Source organism: Nocardia sp. 852002-20019_SCH5090214 (assembly GCF_001665865.1).
Classification (GTDB): domain Bacteria; phylum Actinomycetota; class Actinomycetes; order Mycobacteriales; family Mycobacteriaceae; genus Nocardia; species Nocardia nova.
On record NZ_LZMK01000402.1, the window covers coordinates 1 to 24,655 of the forward strand.

Here is a 24,655-nt window from a genome sequence, read left to right on the forward strand (position 1 = left end):
CGCCGATTGGGCGGCCCGTTCGGGCGGGCGGGGGGCGGTGGGGCGGGGGGTCGGCGGGGAGTTCCGGCACGAATTCGAGGCCGTCGGTGTGCCGCTGTCCGAACGCGGCCCCCGCACCGACGAGGCGATGGATGTGCTGCGCGCACTGTGGCGCGCCGAACCGGTCGATCACGAGGGCCGGTTCTTCCGATTCCGCGATCTGCATCTGCGCCCGGTCCGCAACCCCGACGGCTCCACCATGCGACCCGGCGGCCCGCCGTTGATCGTGTCCGGGCGCAAAGCTCCGGCGATGCGTCGCGCCGCGCGCCGGGGCGACGGCTGGATGCCGTATCTCGTGTCGCCGTCGGCGTATGCCCGCTCGGTCACCGCGATTCGGCAGGAAGCGGCGACGATCGGCCGCGACCTCACCGGCTTCGAGTGGACGATGTATCTGTACTGCTCGATTCGCCGCGACGGTGACCGCGCCCGCGCCGAGGTGGCCGATTTCCTCGGTGGCGCCTACGGCGGCAAACCGGGCGACATGCTGCTGCGAATCGCGCCGGCCGGTACACCCGACGAGGTCGCGGTGCGGCTGCAGGAATACGTCGACGCGGGCGTGCGGCATTTCGTGATCGCGCCGGCGACGCGATCGGACACGCTGGACGTGGTTCGGCTGGCCGCCGAAGAGGTGCTGCCGAGATTGGAACTGCCCGTTCGGGTCGGGCGATGAACACCGAATGTGCAGGGGCCGAGGGCGTTTCGGTTCCGGCGGGGGTGCCCGCGCAGAGTGCGCCGGCTGTCGGTTCACCGGCTTGTCCAGCGGTCCCGGCGACGTCGGATGGTTGTTCGAAAGGGCTCTGATATGAGTGGCGAAGGTCCCTGCACGGGTTTGACGGTGGTCGAGATCGCGGTGGGGGTCAGCGATCTCGGGCTGGGGTTGGCCGCTGGGCTGCCGGGAATGCTGCTGGCCGATCTCGGGGCACGTGTGGTGCGGGTGGTCGGCGAGGATGCGCCGATCGACGCCGCGGTGCCGTGGGGCCGCGTCTGGCATCGCGACAAGCGCATCCTCACCACCAGCGAGGCGGCGGAAATTTCCGAGTTGTTGCGGACGGCGGATATCGCGCTGGTCTACGGTCCGGAGGATCTCGTCGAGGCGCGCGGACTGGGGTTTCGTGAGTGCGCCGCAAGTAATCCCGCGCTCGTGTACGCACGCTGCCGGCCGAGTCGCACCGCAGCCGGAACGGTCGAGGATTTCGGACTCCTGGTCGAGGCGCGGGCCGGCTTCTGCACGCAATTGCGGGGCCATCGGCCCGGGCCGATCTTCCCCGAGGTGCGCGCGTCCGGCATGGGGGCTGCCTTCCTACTGCTCACCTCGGTATTCGCGCTGCTGCATCGCCGCGTCGGCACCGGGACGGGCGGCTGGAGCGAAACCTCGCTCTACGACGGGATGCTGGCCACCCTCGGCTGCATGATCGGCCGATCCGAACGCGCCGCGCCCGAAGTCGAATCGTATTGGGAACACGGCTCGACCTTCCCGAATTTCCTCTACCGCTGCGCCGACGGCGAACTGCTGCAGGTGTGGTTCGGCGGTAAGGGCATGTATCAGGCGGTGATCGAGGTCCTCGGCGACGAACCCAGTCCGGACGGCTACTACACCGACCAGACCACCGGCAAACTGCGGGCCCGCGCGCAGCGGTGGACGTCGTTGTTCGCCACACGACCGCGCGAGGAATGGATCGAGCGGCTGCGCGCCGCGGGGGTGGCCTGCGAGCCGGTGCTCGGGCCGGGAGAGGTGCTGCGCGATCCGCACACCACCGCAACCGGTTTGGCCGTCACCCGTTCCGACCGCGGACACGAGGATCTGATGATCGGCTCGCCGTTCGAGATCCACCCGCTGCGTCCGGCCTCGGGTTTGCCTCGCGCCTCGCGAACGCGCGCTGCCGCAGGGCTTTTCGAGGGCTTACGCGTCGTGGACTTCTCGGCGTTCGTCGCCGGGCCGCTGGCCGCCGAGGTGCTGGCGGACCTGGGCGCCGATGTGATCAAGGTGGAGCCACCGAGTGGTGAGGCGATGCGGGCCGCCGCCTATGCGGTGGCGGCCTGCCAACGCGGAAAACGCAGTCTCGCACTGGATATCAACGCTCCCGAGGCGCGGCCGGTGGTTCGGAAGCTGCTCACCTGCGCCGATGTGGTGCTGCACAACTTTCGCGTCGGCGTCGCGGAGCGGCTCGGTATCGACGCGGACACCGTGGCACGCCTGAATCCGAACGCGGTGTACTGCCACGCCAGTGCTTTCGGCGCCACCGGTCCGCGGGCGGCCTACCCGGGCAACGACGCCTTGATGCAGGCGCTGACCGGTTTCGAGCGGGCGATCGGCGGCGCGGACAACGAGCCGCTGGCCGCGACCTGGATACCGATCGATATGGCGGGCGGCTGGGTCGCCGCCGCCGGCATCGCGCTGGGTCTCTACGCCCGGGCCACCCAGCAGCGCGGTCAGCAAGTGATCACCAGTCTGCTCGGCGCCGGAATGCTCATGCACTGCGGTGTTTTCGTGCGCGACGGCGAACTCGTCGCCGACCCGGCACTGGACGAGCGGCAGACCGGGTACGGTCCCGGCTATCGAATCTACGAGGGCTCCGACAGCGAGTGGTTCGCACTCGTGGTCGCCGACGCCGAATCCTGGTGGAAGCTGGACGGATTCGTCGCTGCCGCCGCCGGTGGCCCGAGCTCGGGCTTGGGTGACTACGTCCCGCTCCGCAGCGGCGGCGACGACAGCGCCGCCCGCGCGGCCGAGGCGACACTCGAATTCACCTTCGCGACCGCCCCCGCCGCCGACTGGGTGCGCCGGCTACGCGAACTCGGCATCCTCGCCGAACTCATCGAGCCGATGGACCGCAACCGCTTCCGCCACGCCATCCTGGACGATCCGGTGAACCACCAAATCGGCCGGGTCGTCGGTTATCGGACCGCCGACTGGGGCTATTTCGAACAGATCGGCCCCCTGCTGCGCACCGGCCCCGACGTGACCGGGGGCCCCCGCCTGATGATTCCCGGCGTGGGCGAGCACACCGCGGAAGTGCTGCGCGAGTTGGGGTTCGACGACTCTCAGGTGGACGAGTTGCTCGCCACGAAAGTCGCGCGCCAGATGGATTGACGGGATCGGTTCGCGACCGGCTGGCCCATGTGGTCGGGTCGGGTGCCGGCCGAACAGATCGTGCAAACCTCGGTAAAAATCGGAGAAAACCGCGTCATGCGGCGGGGTTTGCACGATTGGTTCGGCCACAATGCCTGGGTGTCGGTTGCCGTTGTGGCAGGGAGATGTTCAGTGCAGTCCCAGTAGTCCCGCTGTATTGCCGCGCAAAACCTGGTGGCGGACGTCGGGATCGCAGGTTTCCAGCCGGGGCAGGTAGTCGCGTGGTTCGCGCAGGCCCTCGGGGTGGGGGAAGTCCGAGCCGAAGAGGACGTGGTCGGCGCCGATGGCGTCGATCAGGTCGTGCACGTCGTCCTCGGGGAAGGGGCAGACCCACAGGTGTTCGGCCAGTGCTTCGCTCGGTCGGGGTGGCAACTTGCCGCCGATCATCGGGCCGCGGCGGCCGAGTGCGGCGGCCTTGTCGATCGTTTTGAACAGGGGGCGAAGCCAATTCGAGCCGTTCTCGATCGAGACGATCTTCACCCCCGGGTGGCGGCCGAAGAGGTTGTGCAGGGTGAGCGCGATCAAGGTGTCGACCACCGGGCGTTCGGTATTGCACAGCGCCCATTGCAGCGGCGATTGCTGATGCGACGGATTGTCCGGGTTCTCCGACCAGTGCGTGCCGTAGAAATGCTGGTAGCCGCTGTTGGATACGTGGAAGGCCACCGGAATTCCGGCATCGGAGACGGTGGCCCAGAACGGATCGAAGATCGGGTCGGCGGGGGAGCGGCCCGCGACGGGGCCGGGGCACAGATGCACCATCCGCGCACCGGCGTCGAGTACCCGGTGCAGCTCACGCACGGCCTGGTCGATATCGAGCAGTGAGAGCATCGGCACGCCGAACAGCCGCCCGTCGGCGCCGTATCCCCAGTCCTCCTCGAGCCAGCGGTTGAATGCCCGCAGGCTCGCATAAGTGAGCTCGATGTCGTCTCGCAGGTCGTACTCCACGGCCACACCCAGTGTCGGCAACATGATCGTGGCATCCACGCCCTGCCGGTCGAGAACGGCCAAACGCGCACCGCGCTCGGCGAATTCCGGGTGGTCCTTCGAGGTCACCACCTCGCGATGGGTGAATCCGTCGGCGACGCCGCCGACGAACAGTCCCTGCAGCGCGCCCGGCGCCGAGGCGTAGTCGCCGGGCATCACGCTCATGAAGGTGCGCTGCCCGCGCAGGAAGATGCGACCCAGTCCGTCCGTGCCGCGTTCCACCCGGATGGTGCGATCGGCGAAGCGCGACTCGATGTGGCGCGAGAAGCAGTCGTCGGGCTCGTAGTAGTGCCCGTCGGCATCGATCAACCCGTATTCCATCTCTGCGCTACCTCCGGGATCGCCCGCGGTCAGGAAAGTGTGCCTTGAGTAAGTGAGCACACAGTTACTAACTTCGCACCGGCGATAGAGGATGTCAAGGTCGCGCCGCATTCCGCGGCAGACGGAGGCCTCGCCGCTCCGGTGTGGCGAATCGGCGCCGGGACACTCGTCGCGCTCCTAATATGAGTAAGCACTCGCTTGACAAGCGGGGCGCGGCGGCGGGAGTCGCGGCCCATCCGAATCGATCGTCAGAGGTACGCAGTGAAAGTCGTTGTCGCCTACGAGGTCGGCCAGCCCCTCGAAATCGAAGATCTGCCCCTGCCGGAACCCGGCCCCCACGATGTGGTGGTGCGCCTGAGCGCCAGCGGCATCTGCCATACCGACCTCACCGTCATCAACGGGCTCTCGCCGCTGCCGCTGCCGATCGTGCCCGGCCACGAGGGGTGTGGGGTGGTCGAGGAGGTGGGCGCCGAGGTGCGCCGGGTGCGCGTGGGCGATCGGGTGCTCGCCTCGGTGACACCGGCCTGCGGGCACTGCTGGTCGTGTGTCAACGGCATGTCGAACCATTGCGAGCTCAACGCGGAAGTCAAACGGCGACAACGCTTCCGGCTCGCCGACGGCCGCAGTGCCGCCGCGGTGTGCGGCTGCGGAACCTTCGCCGAGGCGATGGTCGTGCACGAGGCGTCGGTGGTCGCGGTGCAGACCGATCTGGCCGATGAACAGCTCGCCCTGCTCGGCTGCGGGGTGACCACGGGCCTCGGGGCCGCACTGAATACCGCCGGCGTCACCCCGGGCTCGTCGGTGGCGGTGATCGGCTGCGGCGGGGTCGGGCAGTCGGTCATCCAGGGGGCGCATATCGCCGGTGCCGCCACGATCGTCGCCGTCGATCCGATGCCCGGCCGCCGGGACGCGAGCATCGGAGTGGGCGCCACCCACACCGTCGACCCGCAGGCCGGCGATCCGGTCGCGCAGGTACGGGAGCTGACCGGCGGGCGCGGCGCCGACTTCACCTTCGAGGTGGTCGGCCGTCCCGAACTCGTCACCCAAGCCATCGATATGGCCCGGGTGGAGGGTGTGGTGACGCTGGTCGGCATGCCCTCGACCGCGGATGTACTGACGCTGCCCGCGATCTCGACGGTGTTCTCCGGCAAGCGGATCGCCGGATCGGTGGTCGGCGGGGCCCAGATCCTGCGCGACTTCCCGCGCTTCATCCGGCTGGCCGAGGCGGGGCGCCTGGATCTGGAATCCATGATCACCCATCGCATTTCGCTCGACGAGATCAACAAGGGTGTGCAGCTGCTCTCCCGGGCCGAGGGCGTGCGCACCGTCATCGTGTGAACCGGTTGACCGGGCAACGAATCGTCGGCAGCCCTGGCGCCCGCCCCGGCATCGGGCTACCTTGTATGTAAGTATTCGCTTTGTTACCGGAGTTGGGAGATCCCATGTCGTTCAGCTGGTTCATATCGGTTGATGACCATCTCATCGAGCCGGCGCGGCTGTGGCAGGAGCGGTTGCCGGAGAAGTGGCGCGAGACCGGCCCCCGGATCGTCCGGGAGGACAAGTCGGAATTCTGGATCTACGAGGATCGCCAGATCGTCACCACCGGCCTCAACGCCGTGGCCGGTAAGAAGCGCGAGGAATTCTCCCCCGAGCCGATCACCTACGAGGAGATGCGGCTGGGTTGTTACGACCCGGCGGCGCGGGTCGCCGATATGAACCAGGGGCACGTGCTGTCGTCGATGCTGTTCCCCTCGCTCCCGCGCTACTGCGGCCAGATCTTCCACGAGGCGAAGGACAAGGAGCTCGCGCTGCTGTGCGTGCGGGCGTGGAACGATTTCATTCTCGAGGAATTCGCCCAGGCCTATCCCGGCCGATTCATCCCGATGATGATCATCCCGCTGTGGGATCCCGTCGCCGCCGCGGCCGAAATCGAGCGCACCGCAGCGCTGGGGGCGAAATCCATTGCCTTCTCCGAGAACCCGACCAAACTCGGCCTGCCGTCGATCCACACCGACTTCTGGGATCCGGTCTTTCGCGCCTGCGACGACACCGGCTTCGTGATCTCGATGCACGTCGGATCGTCCTCGAATATGATTCGGACCTCCGAGGATATGCCGACGCTGGCCTTCATGGCCTACTCCGCGGCCGCGAATCAGGCGGGGACACTGCTGGATTGGCTGTTCAGCGGTAATTTCGTGAAGTACTCGAATCTCAAGATCGCCCTCTCCGAGGGGTCCATCGGCTGGATTCCGTACTTCCTCGAACGCGCCGAGCAGGTGGTCGACAAACAGCGGTTCTGGGCCTCGCGGTTCGATATCAGCATGAACGCCACGCACGAACGCGGCGAGCAGAAGGGCGAAGCGACCTTCGATCTCGATACCGATATCCGGCGGTTGTTCCGCGACCACGTGTACGGCACCTTCATCGAGGACCAAGCGGGAATTCGCTTGCTGGACATCATCGGTGAGGACAACGTGATGCTGGAATGCGACTACCCGCATTCGGATTCCACCTGGCCGGACACCGTGCAGATGGCCGGCAAGTGGCTCGGGCACCTTCCGCAGGACGTGCAGGACAAGATCACCGTCGGCAATGCGTCGCGGGTCTACGACTTCACCCCCGCCGATCCGGCCTCGATTCCCGACTCGTGACATGTCGCGGGCCGGCTGCGGCCCGCGTACGTCGAGGTCCGCCCCCGTGACGGTGGGCGGACCTCGACGTATAGGCCGGGCGCGCAATGCGCCGGCGGTGGCCGAGAGCGGGTGGCTCAGCTCAGGACGATTGCCCGTTCCGGGCAGTTGTCGGCCGCTTCGCGGGTCCGGTCGCGAAGGTCGGCCGGCACCTCGGAAAGCGTTGCGCGGCCGTGCCCTTCGTCGTCGAGGTCGAAGACCTCCGGGCAGATCTCCCAGCAGCGGGCGTGGCCCTGGCAGCGGTCGGGATCGACGGATACGTGCATGACTGTCCTTCGGTGTCGCGCGATTCAGTAGGTGGCCGACAGGGCCCACGGGCCGTCGGGAAAGGGCCGTCCGAGCAGTTCCATGCTGTAGACGATGCGTCCGGTGTCGTGGGGGGACGTGCACAAAAGCACAGCGGCGTCGGCCATGGCGTCGTCCGGTTCGACCGGGGTGTTGTCCGGCGTGTGCGGGGAGACGACGGCGACGCCGGGAGTCATGACCAGACCGGAGGTGCCCAGACTGTTGATCCGCACGCCGGTGCCGTACACCTCCGCCGCCAGGCCGGTGGTCAGGCGATCGAGCGCCGATTTGCACATGCCGTAGGGCACGCAGCCGTCGGCGGCCCACTCCGGATAGGGCGGCCCCAGGGGGTGGCGCGCCTGTTTGGAGGTGATGTTGAGGATCCAGCCGCGCCCGCGCTCGATCATCCCGGGAATCGCCAACTGGCACAGGCGAAACGGGGTGTGCACCATCATCTGGAACATCAGGCCGTAGCGGTGCGGGCGGATGTCGAGGGCCGGGCCGTAGAAGTTCACCCCGGCATTGTTGACGAGGATGTCGGCCGGCCCGAGTAGCGCTTCGGCCCGTGCCACGACCGTCTCGACCTCCGCGGGAACCGTCAGATCGGCGCGAATCGCCGCTGCCCGGCCGCCCTGATCGCGAATGTGCGCCACGACCTCCTCGATGGAACCGGGAAGCGTCGAGGCGCCCGGTTCGGCGGTGCGAGCCACCACCGCCACCGCCGCACCCTCGGCGGCGAAGCGTTCGGCGATCCGCCGGCCGATGCCGCGGCTCGCGCCGGTGACCAGTGCGGTCCGGCCGTCCATCGATCCCACGTCGACTCCTGCGCTGAGTGCTCCGGACGGTAATCCGGAGCAGGGCCTAACAAGTAAGTACCTACTTTCTCACGGTACCCGGTGATACGCGAGCGTTTCCCGGGTTATGTTGAGTGAGTACCTGCTTATTTATGCTCGGGCGGCCCGCACCGGGAAGGATGGAAAACCATGCATGACATCGTGATTCGCGGTGGGGACGTGGTCGACGGAACGGGTGCGCCGCCGCGTCGGGCGGAGGTGGCGATCGACGGGGACCGGATCGTGGACATCGGCCCGGCGGTCGGCTCCGGGCGCCGAGTGATCGACGCGTCGGGCCGGTTCGTGACCCCCGGGTTCATCGATGTGCACACCCATCTGGATGCCCAGCTGTTCTGGGATCCGCTCGCGACGCCCTCGTGCTATCAGGGCGTGAGCACGGTGGTGATGGGCAATTGCGGCGTCACCTTCGCGCCGGTGCGGCCGGGGCAGGAGGGCTACTTGGCGGCGATGATGGAGTCGGTGGAAGACATCCCGGCCGACACGATCATGGCCGGGCTGGACTGGGGCTGGCAGACCTACGGCGACTATCTGAAAACACTGGGCGACCGCGAACTCGGCGTGAACGTCGGCGGGCTGATCGGTCACGCCGCCCTGCGCTACTACGTCATGGGGGAGCGCAGTCTCGACGAGGCGCCCGCCACCGCCGAAGACCGCGCCGCGATGGCGGAACTGGTCGGCGAGGCCGTCGACGCCGGAGCGCTGGGCTTCTCGACCTCCAGGACCTATATGCACACCGTGCCGGACGGGCGGCCGGTGCCGGGCACCTTCGCCGACGTGGAGGAGCTGTCGGCGATCGCCGGCGTCCTCGCCGAACGCGGGCGCGGCACCTTCCAGGTGGTCCCGCGCATCGGCGAGCGCGACGGCGCCGACCGTGCCAATTCCCGCGCCGAAATGGCGTGGATGGAACAGGTGAGCCTGAATTCCGCTCGGCCCCTGACCTTTTCGATCATGCAGAGCGACCGGCGTCCCGGACTGTGGTCCTGGGTGATGGAACAGACGGCCGGGGCCCGCGCGCGAGGTGCCGATCTGCGCCCGATGACCGCGGTGCGCGGCAGCGCGATCGTCTACGGAATCGCCGGACGCACCCCGTACGACGCACTGCCCACCTGGTCCGAGGTGATGGCCGAACCGCCGGCTACGCGGCTCGAGTTGCTGGCCCGCGGCGACGTCCGCGACCGCCTGATCGCCGAAGCCGAACTGCCCTCGCAGGCATCAGGTCCGCTGGCGCCGAAGGATCCGGCGAAAATGTATCTGCTGCCGCCGGGTTCGGCCGCCTACGACGTCGGGGCGGACAACAGCCTGGCCGCCGAGGCGCGTCGGCGCGGCGTCGGCGCCGCGGCCGCCTTCATCGACTACACGCTCGAGACGAACGGCCGTGGACTGCTGTACTACCCGGTGCTCAATCAGGATCTGGACGCGGTCGCGCGCATGATCACCAACCCCGACGTCGTATTGGGCGTCGCCGATGCGGGTGCGCACGTCGCGCTGACCATGGACGCCGGCAATTCGACCTATTTCCTGCGGCACTGGGTGCGGGATCGGGCACTGCTGGGGATCGGCCCGGCCGTCCGGCGACTGACCGTCGATGCCGCGAATCTGTTCGGAATCGCCGATCGCGGGGTGCTCGCACCGGGCGCGTACGCCGATGTGAACGTCATCGATCTGGCGAATCTCGACCTGTTCGCCCCGGAGATGGCTTCCGATTTCCCCTTGGGTGCACAGCGATTCGTGCAGCGGGCACGCGGTTACGACTACACGCTGGTCAACGGACACGTGCTCGTCGACCACGACGAAACCACCGGTGCGGTCCCCGGCCGGTTGGTCACCGCGCGCTGAGAATCTCGCGGGCCGATGGCGCGTTGCCGCCGAAGCGGGCCGTTGCCCGTGCGCCGGGCCGTCGTTACGATGCTTAAGTTAGAGAACACTTACTTATTTGAGAATCGGGGTGGCACCAATGAGCCATGAGGCCGTGATCATTTCGGGCGCGCGCACGGCGATCGGGACGGCATACAAGGGGTCGCTCACCGAAACCGACGCCTTCACACTGGGAACGGCGGCCGTCGCCGAGGCGGTGCGCCGAGCGGGCGTCGAACCCGACCTCGTCGACGACGTCATCCTCGGCGAATCGCTGTACGGCGGCGGGGCGATCGGCCGGTACGTCGCCATCGAGGCCGGGCTGGTGAACGCGCCCGGTATCGCGCACAACCGGCACTGCGCCTCCGGACTGTCCACCCTGCAGAGCGCGGCCGCCTCGGTGATCGCCGGGATGGATCGGATCGTGGTGGCCGGCGGCGTGCAGTCGAGTTCGACCGCACCGACGGTGAATCGGCGCATTCCGGGCTCCGAGGAATGGGAGGAGGACTGGCTCGCGCCCAGTCACCGCGAAACTCCGGACGCACCCGTGCGGGATATGTCGATCACGGTCGGGTGGAACGCCGCGGTCAAGGCCGGGATAACGCGCGCGCAGATGGACGAGTGGGCGTTGCGTTCCCATCAGCGCGCGGTGGCCGCGATCGACGCCGGCAGCTTCACCGAGGAGATCGTGCCGATCGAGGTGACCCGTCGCGACGGCAGTACGGTCACCTTCGCCGTCGACGAACATCCCCGGCGCACATCGTCATTGGAGAAGCTGGCCTCCTTGAAACCGCTGCATCCCGAGATCGAGGGCTTCGGCATCACCGCCGGGAACGCCGCGGGCATCAACGACGCGGCCGGTGCGGTGGTGGTCGCGGACCGCGCACTGGCCCGCGAGCGCGGAATCGAGCCGCTGGCCGTGGTCCGGGCCTGGGCGTCGGTGGGCGTCGCGCCCGCGGACACCGGCCTGGCGCCCGCGCCCGCGATCGAGAAGGTGCTCGCGCGCGCCGGACTGTCGGTGGGCGATGTGGCGCTCTGGGAGATCAACGAGGCCTTCGCCTCGGTCGCGGTCGCCGCGACCAGGGCGCTGGGGCTCGACGAGGAGAAGGTCAATGTCCTCGGAAGTGGTTGCAGTCTGGGACATCCCGTGGCGATGACGGGAACCCGGATGGTGTTGAGCCTCGTGCACGAACTGCGGCGCCGCGGCGGTGGGGTCGGCGTCGCGGCGATGTGCGCGGGAGGTGGGATGGGCACCGCGGTCGTCGTCGACGTGCCCTGAGCTCGCGCCCTCGGCAGCCGGAAGATGTTCGGCTGCCGAGGTTCTCACCGTGGTTCGAGCGTTTCCAGCAGGGCGTGGGTGTCCTGCTGGAACACCCGGATCTCGCGGACCATGCCGTCGGCGAAGGAGAACAGTTCCACCACGTCGACCGTGGCGTGCCGCCCCGATTCCTTGGCCGTCCAGGTCTGGGTGGTCAACTGCACCACCGATTCCTCGGAGCCGAAGATGCGCGGATTGTCGATACTGCGCTCCCAGTACCGTCCGAACGACTCGCCCATGGCGGCCACCCCGGCATGTCCGTGGTAGCTGCCGCCGTGTGGCAGTGAGGCCGGTTGTTCGATGCGGATGTCGGGGTGGAACAGCGCCAGCGCGCCCGCGCCGTCACCGGCGGCGAAGCGGCGCGACAACTCCGTCACGATCTCCAAGCCGTTGCGCGACGCGGTGCCGCGCGGTGAATCATGCTGTGGGCTCATCGGATTCGGCCCCCTCGATCACCGGGAAGAATCCCTTGACCGTGCCCTCGCTGATCAATGTGACGGCCCGGTCGCGGTCGGCCTTCTTGGCGGTGCCGTGCCGGGTTTCCAGGGCCTGCATCAGTGCCATGCCCATCACCGCGCGGGCGGAGATGTCGGGCGACTCGAAGGGGAATCCGTAACGATCCTCGACCTCGCGCCACGCCTCGGCGAGCCGGTCCATGGCGACCGCGAAATTCTCCCGGTAGAACCGCCGGGCCACCTGTGGATCGCCGAACAGCACCAGGCCCAGGAGCGGCAGCACCTCGTCGAGCGTCGAAATCAGTTGGCGGTACAGACCTTTGAGCGTCTCCAGCTGTCGTTGCGGGGTCAGCGGCTGATCGCGGTCGACGACGGCGGTCGCGGCGACCAGATCGTCGACGGCCGACTTGAGCGGTTCCACCACCGCTTCGAAGAACAGTTGATCCTTACTCTCGAAGTGCCGGTAGATGATTCCCTCGCTGATGCCGCTGTGCTCGGCGATCATCTTGACCGTGGTGCCGTTCATATCGCCGGTCTCGCTGAAGGCGCGGCGCGCGGCGGCCAGGATCGAACTCTTGCGCGCCTCGGCGGTGAGCCGGCGCCGTACCGGCGGTGCGCCATTGGCGGGGGTGGGCGGGATCGTGGAACTCCCGGTCGTCGTGGTTCTGGCCACGAGTCCTCCTCGTTTCCGGGCCGACGCCGGTGCCGATCGGCGTTGTTAGTGGGTACACACTTTATCCTAATGCGCTCGCGACGGCATCCACCGCTCGGCGTGATCACGGCGATCTCTCCAGGTAGAACCGGGTTCTCGCATTTCCTTGCGGAGTAAGTAATCACCTACTAAGCTCCGAGGTGACCGTCCTTCGGGTCCGGAGTTTCGGGTGGAGTGTGTTATGGACAGGCAAGCGCTGGAACACAGCCTCGCGCGCCGATTGCTCGACCACATCGACGAGGGCACCACCGATCTGGCGCCGGAAATCCTCGAGTTGCCGACCGATATCTATTCGACCCAGCGGCATGCCGAGGAATTCGACGTCCTGTTTCGCGGCCACCCTCTGGTGCTGTGCCTGTCGGGCGCGCTTCCGCACGCGGGCACCTACCGCACTGTCGACCTGTGCGGCGTCCCGATCCTGTTGACCCGCAACGACGAAGGCCACGTCCGCGCCTTCGCCAACGCCTGCCGCCACCGCGGCGTGCGAGTGGTCGACGGCGGCGGCGCCCGCAGCCGATTCGCCTGCCCGTTCCACTCGTGGACCTACGATCTCGACGGCCGCCTGGTCGCCGTGCCCGTGGACGACGCCTTCACCGGAATGTGCCTGGAGCGCAAGGGACTTGTCGAACTGCCCGTCAGCGAGGGGTACGGGCTGATCGTCGGATCGCTGCGCCCGGGGCCTGCCGTGGACATCGACGAATATCTCGGCCCCGGCCTGGCCGACGAACTGGCGGTGCTCGAGTTCGCGGACTGGGAGTTGTATGGCGAACCGCACGTGCACCGCGTGGGGGCCAACTGGAAGGTCACCCTCGACACCTTCCGTGAGAACTACCACTTCCGCTTTCTGCACCGCCGGACCCTGGCGAAATACGCCTACGGTGGCGTGCTGACCTTCGACCCGTTCGGCCGGCATCTGCGCAATTGCTCCGCACTGCGCTCGATCGACGAACTGCGCGAGCTGCCCGACGAGCAGTGGGGCGACGTGATGGGCCATATCAGCCTGCAGTACGCGCTGTTTCCGAACACCAGCCTCACCTTCGACAGCCGGCACGTGGAGCTGTGGCAGATCGTCCCGGTCGACGCGAACTCCTCCGAAGTCGTGCACAGCACATATCTGCGGCCCGGTCTGAGCGAGTCCGAACGGGGCAAGGCCGTGGAGATGGCCCCCTGGATCTGCGAGACCGTGGTCGACGGGGAGGACTTCTGGGTGGCGGCGCGGACCGAGCCCGGTATCCGGGCAGGCGTGCTGGACACCATCGTGTTCGGCCGCAACGAGCCCGCCCCCCAGCATCTGCACCGCGGTTTCGAGGACGCGCTGGCCGTCGCCCGCCGGGCGTGAGAATGCCCGACCCCCTTGCCGATTCACACTCCCCGGGAGGACCCATGGATCTGTTGCTGCGCCGCGCCTGGCTGGTGGACGGAAGTGGCGACCCCGGCAGGGCCGCCGAGGTGGGAATCACCGGGGACCGCATCACCGCCGTCGGCGCGCCCGGCGAGCTGACGCCGGGACCGGACACGCGCATCGTCGATCTCGACGGGCTCACCCTCACACCGGGTTTCATCGATATCCACACCCACTACGACGCGCAGATCCTCTGGGACGGCGATCTCACGCCCTCCTGCTGGCACGGTGTCACCACCGTGATCATGGGCAATTGCGGTTTCGGGGTGGCGCCGACCCGGCCGCCGCATCGCGAAATCATCGTGCGCACACTGGAAAACGTCGAGGGTATGTCGATGGAGGCGCTGAATGCCGGCATCGACTGGTGCTTCGAGACCTTCCCGCAGTATCTCGATGCCCTCGAGCGGCGCCGCAAGCGGCTCAATGTCGGTGCGTTCCTGGGACATACGCCCCTGCGGCTGTTCGTCCTGGGCGGAGAGGAACGCGCCGCCACCCCCGCGGAACTCGACACCATGCGCGCGCTGGTCCGTGAGGCGGTGACCGCCGGTGCGGTCGGACTGTCCACCTCCCGCCAACCGGCCCATCAGGGTGCGTTCGGCCGCCCGGTGCCCAGTCGCTTCGCCGAGGTCGACGAGGTCGACGCGCTGGCGGCGGAACTGGGCGCGGTGGGCAAGGGCATCCTGCAGGTGTCGATCGGGCCCGGCATGTTCGTCAACCAGTTCTCGGATCTGTCCGTGCGCTACGGCATTCCGGTCACCTGGACAGCGCTGGTGGCGCGCGCCGACAAACCCGGCGCCGCCATGCGCACGGTGGAGCGCGGCGGTGCGCTGCCCGGTGAGGTGTACCCGCAGATCGCCTGCCGGCCCATCGTGATGCAGGTCAGCCTCGCCGACCCCACGCCGCTGGGGGAGATCGACGAGTGGAAGGAAGTCCTCGCCCGGCCGCGGCAGGAACGCGCCGCGCTCTACCGGGACGCGGCATGGCGGGAGCGGGCCCGCCCGGCGACGCTGGCCGCATGGGCGCATCGGTGGCCCAAGGTCGCCGTGGAGGAAACCGTCGCCGATCCCGCCGCGGTGGGAATCCCGTTGGACCGCTTGGCCGCCGAGCGTGGTACCACCGCCTTCGACCTGATGCTCGACGTCGCGCTCGCCGACGGGATGTCGACGCGCTTCCGCGTGGTCCTCGACAACGACGGCGACGACGAGATCGGTGATCTGCTCGCCGACAAGCGCACCATCCTGGGCCTGTCCGATGCGGGCGCGCACGCCAGTCAGCTCTGCGACGCCTGCTACTCCACCCATCTGCTGGGACATTGGGTGCGCGAGCGCAAGGCCATCGGGCTGGAAGACGCGGTGTGGCGCCTGACCGGTCAGCCCGCGCACGCCTTCCGCATCCGCGAGCGCGGGCTGATTCGCGAGGGGTATTTCGCCGACCTGGTGGCCTTCGATCCCGCGACCGTCGGAACGACCCCGATCGAGCGGGTGCACGATCAGCCCGGGGGAGCGGATCGGCTCGTCGTGCGCAGCACCGGCGTCGCGCACATGTGGGTCAACGGCGTCCAGACGCGCCGTGACGGAGTGGATGTGGCCGACACGGCTGCGGGGCGGCTGCTGCGTAGCTGATCGAGTCGTTCCGGCGTGCCAAAGGGGCCGGCGAATATCGCTCGGCCCCTTCGGCATTCGCTGCGCGGCACCGGCGCGAACGGTCAATCCGTATCGATCCACACGGATTTGACCTCGAGGTATTCCTCCAGCGAATGCGGTCCCATCTCGCGTCCGTATCCGCTCATCTTGTATCCGCCGAACGGCACCGCCGGATCGAACAGCAGCATGGTGTTGACCCAGACGGTGCCGGTCCGCAATCGGGCCGCCAGCCGATGGGCGGTGCCGATGTCGCGGGTCCAGATTCCGCCCGCCAGGCCGTAATCGGAATCGTTGGCCCGCTCGGCCACCTCGTCGAGGGTGTCGAACGGCAGCACGCAGGCGACCGGACCGAAGATCTCCTCGCGCGCGATCCGCATCTCGTCGCGCACATCCGCGAATACCGTCGGCTCCACGAAATAGCCGGCGGCGAGATCGCCGATATCGATGCGCGCCCCACCGGCCGTGGTGCGCGCGCCCTCGTCCGGGCCGATCGCCAGGTAATCGCATACGCGGTCGAGTTGCTGCCGGGAGACCAGCGGGCCGATCCGGGTGCGCGGGTCCAGGCTGTTGCCGACGGTGAGCGACCGCGCGAAATCCGACAGGCGGTCGACGAATTCGTCGTAGATCGGCCGCTCGACGAAGATGCGGGTCCCGGCACAACAGGTCTGGCCCGAATTCGAGAACACGCCCATTCCGGCGCCGGGAACCGCCTTCGTCAGATCGGCATCGGCGAAGACCACGTCGGGAGATTTTCCGCCCAGTTCCACCGACACGCGTTTGAGGGTGTCGGCGGAGGATCGGATGATCTCGCGACCCACCGCGGTCGATCCGGTGAACGCGATCTTGTCCACGCCCGGATGCGCGGTCAGCGCGGCGCCGGCGGATTCACCGTCGCCGGTCACGATATTCACCACGCCGTCGGGAATCCCGGTCTCGCTCAACAGTTCTCCGAGCCGCAGCGCGGCCAGGCTCGCCTCCTCGGCGGGTTTGAGCACGAGGGTGCATCCGGTGGCCAGCACCGGGGCGATCTTCCACACCGCGTTGGCGACCGGGCGATTCCACGGCACGATCGCGGCGACGACCCCGACCGGCTCCTTGACCGTATAGCTGAACACCGAGCCCGGAATCGAATTCGGCAGCGTTTCACCGTGAATCTTGGTCGCCCAGCCCGCGTAGTACCGCAACACCTCGGCTTCCCAGGCGCGCGACCCCGGCCGGCGGCGGCCCAGCGGCGAACCCATATCGAGCGATTCGAGCAGGCGCAGTTCGTCGAAGTGCTCCTGCACCTTGTCCGCGAACGCCCACAGCAGGGCCTGCCGATCGCGCGGGGAGAAGTGCTGCCAGGGGCCCACCAGCGCCGAGCGGGCCGCGGTGACCGCGCGGTCGGCATCGACGGCATCGGCGGCGGCCAGTTCGGCGATCACCGCGCCGGTGGAGGGATCGATGCTGACGAAGGTGCGCCCCGAGGCCGCGGCCTCCCATCGGCCGCCGATCAGCAGGCGTTTGGTGCGACCGTCGAGGAACGCGGGGAGTGAAGCGACTGCTCCGGTGCTTGTCGACATGGAAATCCTTCCTGACCACGGCACATCGAGCGGCCGCCGCCGGACAGGTTGTGAGTAAGAACTTACTAACACATGGTAGGTCACGGCTTCCGGTCATCCGCTAGAAAGTGATCACTTACCCTGTTACTGTGAGTTGGCGCCCACTCGGTGCCCGAGCCGCCAGGGGAAACCATGGAGAAGACAACGCCGAACGGCGTACGCCTGCCCGATGATTGGTGTCTGCGCCAGTTCGACCACCTCGCACCCGAACTCGCCGCCACACTGCCGGAGACGATGGCCCGCATGCGTGAGCTGTGCCCGGTGGCGCACAGCGACCGCTACGGCGGATTCTGGGTGGCCTCCGGATACGAGGAGGTGCTGAGCGTGGCGCAGAACTGGTCGGTGTTCAGCTCCGCGCACGGTCTGTCGGTCACGGGCACCAAGGGGGTGGTGCGCAATCTGCCTGTCGAAGTCGATCCGCCCGAACAGCGCGCCTACAAGAGCCTGATCACCCCGTACTTCACCCCCGCGGCGGTCGCCGACTGGGAACAGCCGACGCGCGATCTGGTCACCCGCCTGCTCGACGGTTTCCTCGCCGCCGGGGAGTGCGAATTCATGAACGCCTTCGCGCGGCCGCTGCCCAGTCTGGCCTTCTTCGAACTCGCCATCGGCGCGCCCGCCGACGAACTCGATACGGTGTCGCGACTGGCTTCTCGGTCATCGATTCCGAATCATCCCGAATCGCGCGAATGCTGGAAGGGCTTGTACGCCTGGGTCAAAGGCTTTCTCGCCGCCCGGCGCGAGCAACCGCCGCGCGGAGATGTGGTCGATGCGGTGCTGGCCGCCGAGATCGACGACGTGCCGCTGACCGAGGACGAAACCATCGGAGCGGTACAACTTCTCATCCTCGGTGGGCTCGAAACCACCGCCGGTGCGCTCGGACTGATGGTGGAGCGGTTCTGCCGCGAACCGGAGATCCCGCAGTTGCTGCGCGAACGCCCCGAGCTCATGCCGAAGGCCGTCGAGGAACTGCTGCGGCTGGATTCGCCGTTCGTCTCGGTGGGCCGCACCGCGGTGCGCGACACCGAATTGGCCGGCCACGTCATCGAATCCGGTGACAAGATGCTCATCCACTGGGCCTCGGCCAATCGTGACGCCGGCGAATTCCCGGATCCGGACCGATTCGACCCGACCCGGACTCGCAACCGCCACTTCGCCTTCGGCGCCGGCCCGCATCGCTGTGCGGGCTCCAACCTGGCCCGTTTGAACCTGCGCGTGGCGCTCGAGGAGATCGTGCGGCGCATGGATCACATCGCCGTCCGGGACGGGGCGGAGATTCGGTATCACGCCGGTCTCACCCGTTCGCCCCTGAGCCTGCCGATCACCTTCGTCGCCCGCGAACCCGATCGAACCTAGCACCGGCTGTGGCTCCCGGCGGCGAAAAGCCCCTTCGCACTTGGTCGTTGATGGGAAGCCGCTGCGGTTGACGCGGTTTCGCCGAACCGTTTAGGTAAGCATCATGCGAATCGGCGGTGCGGGAATTCTCGACGTGCTCGGTAGCCGACGGACGGCGGTGGCGGTACTCGCGACGATCACCGGCTTCTACTACTTGTTCGTCGCGATCACCAACTGCACCGACACCGTCACCAATCGCCGCGGCGTGGCCGCCGTGCTTTCGATGCGGGCCACGATCCACAATCCGGGCACCGACTGGCGTGCCCTCACCAACGGCGACATCGCGCTCGTCGTCTACATCCTCGTGGTGATCTGGGAGTTCTCGATCGCTCTCGTGCTGCTCGTCGCCGCGGCCTGCTGGCTGCGGGAGCTGAGCGGGCGGCCACGCCGGGTGCCGGTGCGACCCGGCACCGCGGCGAAGCTGTCCAGTATCGGCTGGACGATGGCGGTGCTGCTGTTCGCGGGGGCGTTCCTGACCGTCGGCGGGGAGTGGTTCCGGATGTGGGCGAACAAGGAGGTCAACGCCTCCTCGGCGGCGTTGCAGAACTTCCTGATCGCGGGCATCGGCCTGGTGCTGGTACATCTGCCCGACTCGGCGCCGCGTGCCGCCGCGCCGTCGGAATGAGTTGCGGCTGTGCGGGAACAGTGTCCGCGCGGCCGGGGTTGCAGCGCGTATGGAACTCGACACCGCGCTCGACTTCGCCCGTACGACCTCGCGGTCCGTCCTGACCACCCTGCGCCGCAACGGGCGTCCACAGCTGTCGAACGTCACCCACTGGGTCGCCCCCGACGGCATCATCCGGATCTCCATCACGGCGGACCGGGCCAAATACGCCAATCTGCGCCGGGAGCCGTGGGCGGCCCTGCACGTCACCCGTGACGACTTCTGGGGCTACGCCGTCCTGGAGGCCGATGTCGAACTGACCCCGGTGGCCGCGACCGCCGACGACGCCACCGTCGAGGAGCTGATCGCCTACTACCGGGCGCTCAGCGGCGAGCATCCGGACTGGGCGGACTATCGCCGCGCGATGGTCGCCGACCGCCGGGTGATCGCGCGTCTGCGTCCCACCCGCGCCTACGGCATGCTGCCCTGAGGCCTGCGCTCGCCGGACGTGGGCAGACCCTCAGGAATCCATTGCGGCGCGCGCTTTTCCATGAAGGCACGCATTCCCTCCCGCGGTTCCGGCGAGGTTTCCAGGGCAAGGAACATGGTCTGATAGTCGATGCTGCCGTAGCGCTCGTTCAGCATGCGTTTCACCTGGGCGCGGGCCTGCGGTGCGGTCTGCAGGATTTCGGAGACGGCCGCGACGGCCTCCTCGCGCAGCCGCTCGTGCGCCACCACCCGGCTGATGACGCCGAGTCGCCGCGCTTCGTCCGCGTCGAATCGCCGCGCCGACAACAGCAGATCCCGAGCCACCGCCACGCCGACATGGGCGGGCAGCACCGCGGCGTAGGTGGCGTCGGGAATGCCGCGCAGTAGCTCCGGCACCCGGAACACCGCCCGCTCGCTGGCGACCGTGATATCGGACATCATCGCGATGAGCAGACCGCCCGCTTGACAGATCCCGTTCACCGCCGACACCACCGGAGCGCGGCTGTCACGGATGGCGAGGAAGGGCAGCACATCCTGACCCGACAGCTCCGGCGGCAACGCATCCCCGGGCTCGGCGCGCCCGCCCAGGTCGCCGCCCGGCGCGAACACGTCATCGGTCCCGGTGATGATCAACGCCGCCAGATTCGGATCCGAATTGACCAGGTGCACCGCACGTTTGATGCCGAAATACATCGCCGGCGTCAGCGCGTTGCGTGCTGCGGGCCGGTCGATCACGCACCATCCGATCACGCCGTCGCGCTCGAATCGCAGCCCCGCCGCACCGAGATCGTCAGTCATGGAGTAAGAATATCAATCTCACTTATTGGATATTCCATTCTCACCCGGGCGACTCGACTTCACCGGCGCATAACCTTGCGGCAACGTTGGGCATGCATGCTGGCACCCTCCGCTGATCGAAAGGTAAGACCCGAATGGACTTTCTGACTGTGCTCGTGGACATGTTGGCTGCGCTGGGGGCCAGCGGTAGCGCGGGCTGACCACCCATCACGACACAACCCGGCCCATCACATCACGGATGTGGTGGGCCGCAGGCGTTCCGGGGACAGTTTCGAGCATCGCTCACCGCGCGGGACGAGATCATCCGGTCAGAAAGGCGACGGCCTGGTCGGCGACGGCGTCCGGCGGCCGGTCGGCGTGCAGGATGAGGCCGCGTTCGGCGGGTTCGAGCGGTTCGAGTGTCGCGAGCTGGGATTCGAGCAGCGACACCGGCATGTAGTGGCCGTGGCGGTGGGAGATGCGTTCGCTGAGGGTTTCCCGGTCGGCGACCAGGAGCAGGAAGACGGTCTCCGGCGCGGCGGAGCGCAGGATGTCGCGGTAGCGGCGTTTGAGCGCCGAACAGGCGACCACGCCGCCGTCTCCGCGGAGATGGCGGTCGCGCAGCCAGTGGCTCACCGACATCAGCCAGGGTTCGCGATCGGCGTCGCTCAGCGCGATGCCGGCGGTCATCTTGGCGATATTGGCCGGCGGATGGAAGTCGTCCGCGTCGGCGAACGGCAGGTCGAGCCGTGCGGCGAGCAGCCGGGCCGTCGTGGTCTTGCCGGTTCCCGACACTCCGGTCACGACGACGCAGGGCGGGACCGTCCGGCGGGGCGTCTGCGCGGGCACAGGTGATCATTCGCTGTGATCGGCGCCGGCCGGTCCCTGCGACCCGGCCGGATACTCGTCGAGCGGCACCACATCGCGCGACCACGCCGACAGGATCGGAGTCACCACGCGCCAGGCCTGTTCGGCCTCGTCCGCGCGGATCGAGAGGGCCGGGTCACCGTTCAGTACGTCGAGCAGGAGCCTGCCGTAGGCCGGCAACTCCGGCGGTTGCACCTGAGCGGTCAGAGTGAGCGGCACCAGGGTCCCGGCGGTGGCGCCGACGGCCGTCAGACCGAGCGACAGGCTTTCGGGGTCGAGCCCGAACCGCAGCACATTGGGCTCCGGCGTTCCCTGATGGCCGAAGGGCATATGCGGGACCGGGCGGAAATGGACGGCGACCTCGTTCCGATCGGTCCCGAGTGCCTTGCCGCTGCGGAGCACGAAGGTCGTTCCCGACCACCGCCAGCTGTCCAGCGTCAGTTCGACCTCGGCGAAGGTCTCGGTCCGGCGACGCGGGTCGACGCCCTCCTCGTCGACGTAGGAAGGAACGTCGCGATCGCCGATCCGTCCCGCGAGATACCGTCCGCGACGCGTGCGGGCGGCGACATCGGCATCGGTCAGCGGACGCACCGAGCGCAGCACATCGACCTTGCGGTCGCGCAGGTCCCGTTCGGACAGCGTGATCGGGGGTTCCATGGCGATCAGGCACAGCAATTGCAGCAGATGGTTCTGCACCATGTCCTTGAGCGCGCCGACGTGGTCGTAGTATCCGGCCCTGCCCTCGAGGGTGAGGGTTTCGTCCCAGACGATCTCCACCTTGGCGATATGCGCGCTGTTCCAAATGGATTCGAGGACGCGATTGGCCAGCCTGCTGCCGAGCAGATTCTGCACCGTGGTCATGGCGAGGAAGTGGTCCACGCGGAAGACGGCTCGCTCGGGCACCAGATCGGCCAGTAGCCGATTCAGTTTCTCGGCACTGTCGAGGTCTTCGCCGAACGGTTTCTCGAGCACGATCCCGCTGCCTGCGGGCAGTCCCACCTCGTGCAGGGTCGTGATCGCGGCGGGAAACACCGCCGGGGGCAGGGCGAGGTAGACCGCCACCGGACCGTCGCCGGCGATCGCCGCCGCCACCTCGTCGGCGTTCTGGATGTCGGCCCTGCGGTACCGCGTCGCGGCGGCGACCGCCTTCCGGGCGTCGGGCGGCGCCTCCGCGGCATGGTCCTCGAGTTGGGCTACCACCCACTCGTGGAACTCTTCGTCGCTGCGGCCCTTGCGATCGGCGCACACCATCTCGAAACGGCTGTCCAGATGCCCGGCCTGGAACAGGGCGGCCACGGCCGGCAAGAGGTAGCGCCCAGCGAGATCACCGGTGCCGCCGAAGACGGCCAGACGCGTGATCATGTCGCACCTGCCTTCGCTCGCGCGAGTTTCACCCCGCTGGAAATGATGCCGATATGACTGAACGCCTGCGGAAAATTACCCATGAACGTGCCGGTCGTCGGGTCGATCTGCTCCGCGAGCAGGCCGACGGTGCTCGCGCGGGCACACAGGGAGGTGTAGAGCCGCTCGGCGTCCTCGAGCCGTCCCTGCGCGGTGAGGTTGTCGACCATCCAGAAACTGCACAGGACGAACGCGCCCTCGTTGCCGGGCAGGCCGTCCGGTGATTCGTCGTGCAGGTAGCGATACAGCAGTCCGTCGCCGGCTCCGAGCCGATCGGCCACCGCCTCGGTCGTCGCCGTCATGCGTGGATGATCGGCGGGCACGACGCGGCGCAGCGGCAGCGCCAGCAAACTCGCATCCAACTCGCCGCCACCGTCCAGATGGGCACTGAGGGTGTGGGCCCGCTCGTCCCACGAGTTCTTGAGGATCGCCTCGCGGATCTCGTTCGCGGTACTGCGCCACATCGCGACGGGACCCGGCAGGTCGAATCGTTCCCCGATCGACGCGGCGCGGTGCAGTGCCACCTGGCACAGCGCCGCGGAATAAGTGAAAACCCGGCCCGGGCTGCGCACTTCCCAGATGCCCTGGTCCGGCTCCTGCCACGATCGGCCCGCGGCCTCCGCCAGATCCGACAGATTCGACCACAGCAGCGGCTGCAACTCACCGCCGGTGCGCAGCCATTGGTCGGCGCAGTCGAGGATCTCGCCGTAGACGTCGTGCTGGCGCTGGTCGGTGGCTCCGTTGCCCCAGCGCACCGGCCCGCTTCCGCGGTAGCCCTCCAGGCCGGTGTCCACCATCTCGTCCGGAACCGGATCGCCGTCGATGTCGTACATGATGCGTGGCTCGCCGCTGCGCTCGAACGCGTCGAGCACCCAGCCCAGGAAGGCGTCGGCCTCGTTGCGGAAACCGATGCGGCGCAAGGCATAGACGGCATACGACGCGTCGCGGATCCAGACGTAGCGATAGTCCCAGTTGCGGACGCCGCCGATGGGCGCCGGCAGCGACGAGGTGGGTGCCGCCACGACGGATCCGCTCACCCAGTGGTCGCAGAGTTTGAGCGTGATCGCGGAGCGCCGGACCAGTGCCTGCTCGGGACCGTCGTAGACACACGTCCGCATCCACGAGCGCCAGGCGTCGGCGGTGTGGCGCAGCATCGCCGCGGCGTCGAAGCGATGGTGGCGGTGGAAGCGCCCCCACGACAGCACGAGCTCCAGCCGCTCGCCCTGGACCAGGTCGAAGGTGGTGTGCACGCCGTCCAGCGGCCGGTCGGCGCGCAGATGCAGCCGCAGGTTCGGTTGCGAGGCGACCCGGATCTCCAGCCCGCTGAGCACCGGCCGCAACTGCGCACCCCCCTGCGGCGCGATCTCGACCGCCACCCGGACGTGCCCGCTGACGACGATCGCGGAGCGAACCAGTTCCGAGCGATCGGCGGGCGCGTCGTCGCCGAGATCGGAGCCGGGGCGCACCACCATGGCGTCGGTCACTCGGAGAACGCCGGTGGCGCTGCGCAATTCGGTTTCCAGCACGCCGGTGTCCGGCTGATAGCGCTGGCGACCTTCCAAAGGATCGGCCGGCGCGACGGTGAAGTGGCCGCCGCGGGCATGGTCGAGCAGCCCGCAGAACAGCGGTTGGGTGTCGAAGCGCGGCAGGCACAGCCACGGGATCGAACCGTCCATCCCGACCAGCGCGGCCGTCGTACCGTCTCCGATCAGACCGTAGTCCTCCAGCGGGAGATACCCGTCGCTCCGGTGGATCGGCCGGAACGGTGGATCGGGATCGTGCACGCCACCCCCTTCCACGAGTGGAACGCCCGGCGACAACTAGAGGGAAGGCT

The 24,655-nt window shown here is 68.2% G+C and carries 21 protein-coding genes; 11 read left to right on the forward strand and 10 right to left on the reverse strand.

Features of this window, described 5'->3' with window-relative positions:
- Both A5780_RS33575 and A5780_RS33580 read left to right on the forward strand, forming a co-directional pair.
- A partial coding sequence (locus A5780_RS33575; protein ID WP_064911067.1) for an LLM class flavin-dependent oxidoreductase occupies window positions 1–709 on the forward strand: 709 nt, incomplete at its 5' end.
- 132 nt (window positions 710–841) lie between these two features.
- The gene (locus A5780_RS33580) at window positions 842–3,130 is read left to right on the forward strand and encodes a CoA transferase (RefSeq protein ID WP_064911068.1); all 2,289 of its coding nucleotides are present in this window, start codon (window positions 842–844) and stop codon (window positions 3,128–3,130) included.
- 168 nt (window positions 3,131–3,298) lie between these two features.
- Here A5780_RS33580 and A5780_RS33585 read toward each other — a convergent pair whose 3' ends face one another.
- Complete coding sequence (locus tag A5780_RS33585) at window positions 3,299–4,474, reverse strand: amidohydrolase family protein (protein WP_064911069.1); 1,176 nt, start codon at window positions 4,472–4,474, stop codon at window positions 3,299–3,301.
- A gap of 261 nt (window positions 4,475–4,735) precedes the next feature.
- Here A5780_RS33585 and A5780_RS33590 point away from each other — a divergent pair, with 261 nt between their 5' ends.
- Both A5780_RS33590 and A5780_RS33595 read left to right on the forward strand, forming a co-directional pair.
- Window positions 4,736–5,812 carry a Zn-dependent alcohol dehydrogenase gene (locus tag A5780_RS33590; RefSeq protein ID WP_063018683.1) on the forward strand — a complete coding sequence of 359 codons (1,077 nt, stop codon included), beginning with the start codon at window positions 4,736–4,738 and terminating at the stop codon, window positions 5,810–5,812.
- Between the two features lie 104 nt (window positions 5,813–5,916).
- A complete protein-coding gene (locus A5780_RS33595) occupies window positions 5,917–7,125 on the forward strand; it encodes an amidohydrolase family protein (protein ID WP_064911070.1) in 1,209 nt (402 codons plus the stop codon).
- Between the two features lie 116 nt (window positions 7,126–7,241).
- Here the strand turns inward: A5780_RS33595 and A5780_RS33600 are convergent, their stop codons facing one another.
- Together A5780_RS33600 and A5780_RS33605 are read right to left on the reverse strand one after the other, a co-directional pair.
- Window positions 7,242–7,430, reverse strand: coding sequence for a ferredoxin (locus A5780_RS33600; RefSeq protein ID WP_030517864.1), 189 nt, complete (start codon window positions 7,428–7,430; stop codon window positions 7,242–7,244).
- Between the two features lie 24 nt (window positions 7,431–7,454).
- The gene (locus A5780_RS33605) at window positions 7,455–8,255 is read right to left on the reverse strand and encodes an SDR family NAD(P)-dependent oxidoreductase (RefSeq protein ID WP_197516544.1); all 801 of its coding nucleotides are present in this window, start codon (window positions 8,253–8,255) and stop codon (window positions 7,455–7,457) included.
- Window positions 8,256–8,432: 177 nt separating this feature from the next.
- On the opposite strand from A5780_RS33605, the gene A5780_RS33610 reads away from it, so the two are divergent.
- The gene (locus A5780_RS33610; RefSeq protein WP_064911071.1) at window positions 8,433–10,139 is read left to right on the forward strand and encodes an amidohydrolase family protein; all 1,707 of its coding nucleotides are present in this window, start codon (window positions 8,433–8,435) and stop codon (window positions 10,137–10,139) included.
- 118 nt (window positions 10,140–10,257) lie between these two features.
- On the forward strand, window positions 10,258–11,436 hold the full coding sequence (locus tag A5780_RS33615) for a thiolase family protein (protein WP_063018691.1): 1,179 nt from the start codon (window positions 10,258–10,260) through the stop codon (window positions 11,434–11,436).
- 44 nt (window positions 11,437–11,480) lie between these two features.
- On the opposite strand, the gene A5780_RS33620 is transcribed toward A5780_RS33615, so the two are convergent.
- Window positions 11,481–11,909 (reverse strand): nuclear transport factor 2 family protein, encoded by a 429-nt coding sequence (locus A5780_RS33620; protein WP_063018693.1) that lies wholly within the window; start codon window positions 11,907–11,909, stop codon window positions 11,481–11,483.
- Window positions 11,893–12,603, reverse strand: coding sequence for a TetR/AcrR family transcriptional regulator (locus A5780_RS33625; RefSeq protein ID WP_231983180.1), 711 nt, complete (start codon window positions 12,601–12,603; stop codon window positions 11,893–11,895). Before A5780_RS33625 ends, A5780_RS33620 begins: the two co-directional genes overlap by 17 nt.
- A gap of 220 nt (window positions 12,604–12,823) precedes the next feature.
- Between A5780_RS33625 and A5780_RS33630 the strand changes: the two genes are divergently transcribed.
- Both A5780_RS33630 and A5780_RS33635 read left to right on the forward strand, forming a co-directional pair.
- Window positions 12,824–13,981, forward strand: a complete 1,158-nt coding sequence (locus A5780_RS33630) for an aromatic ring-hydroxylating dioxygenase subunit alpha (RefSeq protein ID WP_063018695.1) — start codon at window positions 12,824–12,826, stop codon at window positions 13,979–13,981.
- Window positions 13,982–14,025: 44 nt separating this feature from the next.
- On the forward strand, window positions 14,026–15,666 hold the full coding sequence (locus tag A5780_RS33635; RefSeq protein ID WP_064906461.1) for an amidohydrolase family protein: 1,641 nt from the start codon (window positions 14,026–14,028) through the stop codon (window positions 15,664–15,666).
- Window positions 15,667–15,749: 83 nt separating this feature from the next.
- On the opposite strand, the gene A5780_RS33640 is transcribed toward A5780_RS33635, so the two are convergent.
- Window positions 15,750–17,249, reverse strand: coding sequence for an aldehyde dehydrogenase (locus tag A5780_RS33640; protein ID WP_063018699.1), 1,500 nt, complete (start codon window positions 17,247–17,249; stop codon window positions 15,750–15,752).
- A gap of 171 nt (window positions 17,250–17,420) precedes the next feature.
- Between A5780_RS33640 and A5780_RS33645 the strand changes: the two genes are divergently transcribed.
- The 3 genes from A5780_RS33645 to A5780_RS33655 all read left to right on the forward strand — a co-directional run bounded on the left by A5780_RS33645 (window position 17,421) and on the right by A5780_RS33655 (window position 19,777).
- A complete protein-coding gene (locus A5780_RS33645) occupies window positions 17,421–18,644 on the forward strand; it encodes a cytochrome P450 (protein WP_064911072.1) in 1,224 nt (407 codons plus the stop codon).
- A 103-nt stretch (window positions 18,645–18,747) separates the two neighbouring features.
- Complete coding sequence (locus A5780_RS33650) at window positions 18,748–19,308, forward strand: DUF2165 domain-containing protein (protein ID WP_063030408.1); 561 nt, start codon at window positions 18,748–18,750, stop codon at window positions 19,306–19,308.
- Window positions 19,309–19,357: 49 nt separating this feature from the next.
- Window positions 19,358–19,777 (forward strand): PPOX class F420-dependent oxidoreductase, encoded by a 420-nt coding sequence (locus A5780_RS33655; RefSeq protein ID WP_063017493.1) that lies wholly within the window; start codon window positions 19,358–19,360, stop codon window positions 19,775–19,777.
- Here the strand turns inward: A5780_RS33655 and A5780_RS33660 are convergent.
- The 4 genes from A5780_RS33660 to A5780_RS33675 all read right to left on the reverse strand — a co-directional run bounded on the left by A5780_RS33660 (window position 19,759) and on the right by A5780_RS33675 (window position 24,605).
- Entirely contained in the window at window positions 19,759–20,574 is an 816-nt protein-coding gene (locus A5780_RS33660) for an enoyl-CoA hydratase/isomerase family protein (RefSeq protein WP_064911073.1), read from the reverse strand. The two genes, A5780_RS33655 and A5780_RS33660, sit on opposite strands and share 19 nt — an antisense overlap.
- Window positions 20,575–20,874: 300 nt before the next feature.
- Complete coding sequence (locus A5780_RS33665; RefSeq protein ID WP_064911074.1) at window positions 20,875–21,402, reverse strand: gluconokinase; 528 nt, start codon at window positions 21,400–21,402, stop codon at window positions 20,875–20,877.
- A 6-nt stretch (window positions 21,403–21,408) separates the two neighbouring features.
- On the reverse strand, window positions 21,409–22,782 hold the full coding sequence (locus A5780_RS33670; protein ID WP_064911075.1) for a glucose-6-phosphate dehydrogenase: 1,374 nt from the start codon (window positions 22,780–22,782) through the stop codon (window positions 21,409–21,411).
- The gene (locus A5780_RS33675) at window positions 22,779–24,605 is read right to left on the reverse strand and encodes a glycoside hydrolase family 15 protein (RefSeq protein ID WP_064906475.1); all 1,827 of its coding nucleotides are present in this window, start codon (window positions 24,603–24,605) and stop codon (window positions 22,779–22,781) included. Before A5780_RS33675 ends, A5780_RS33670 begins: the two co-directional genes overlap by 4 nt.
- Window positions 24,606–24,655: the final 50 nt, after the last annotated feature.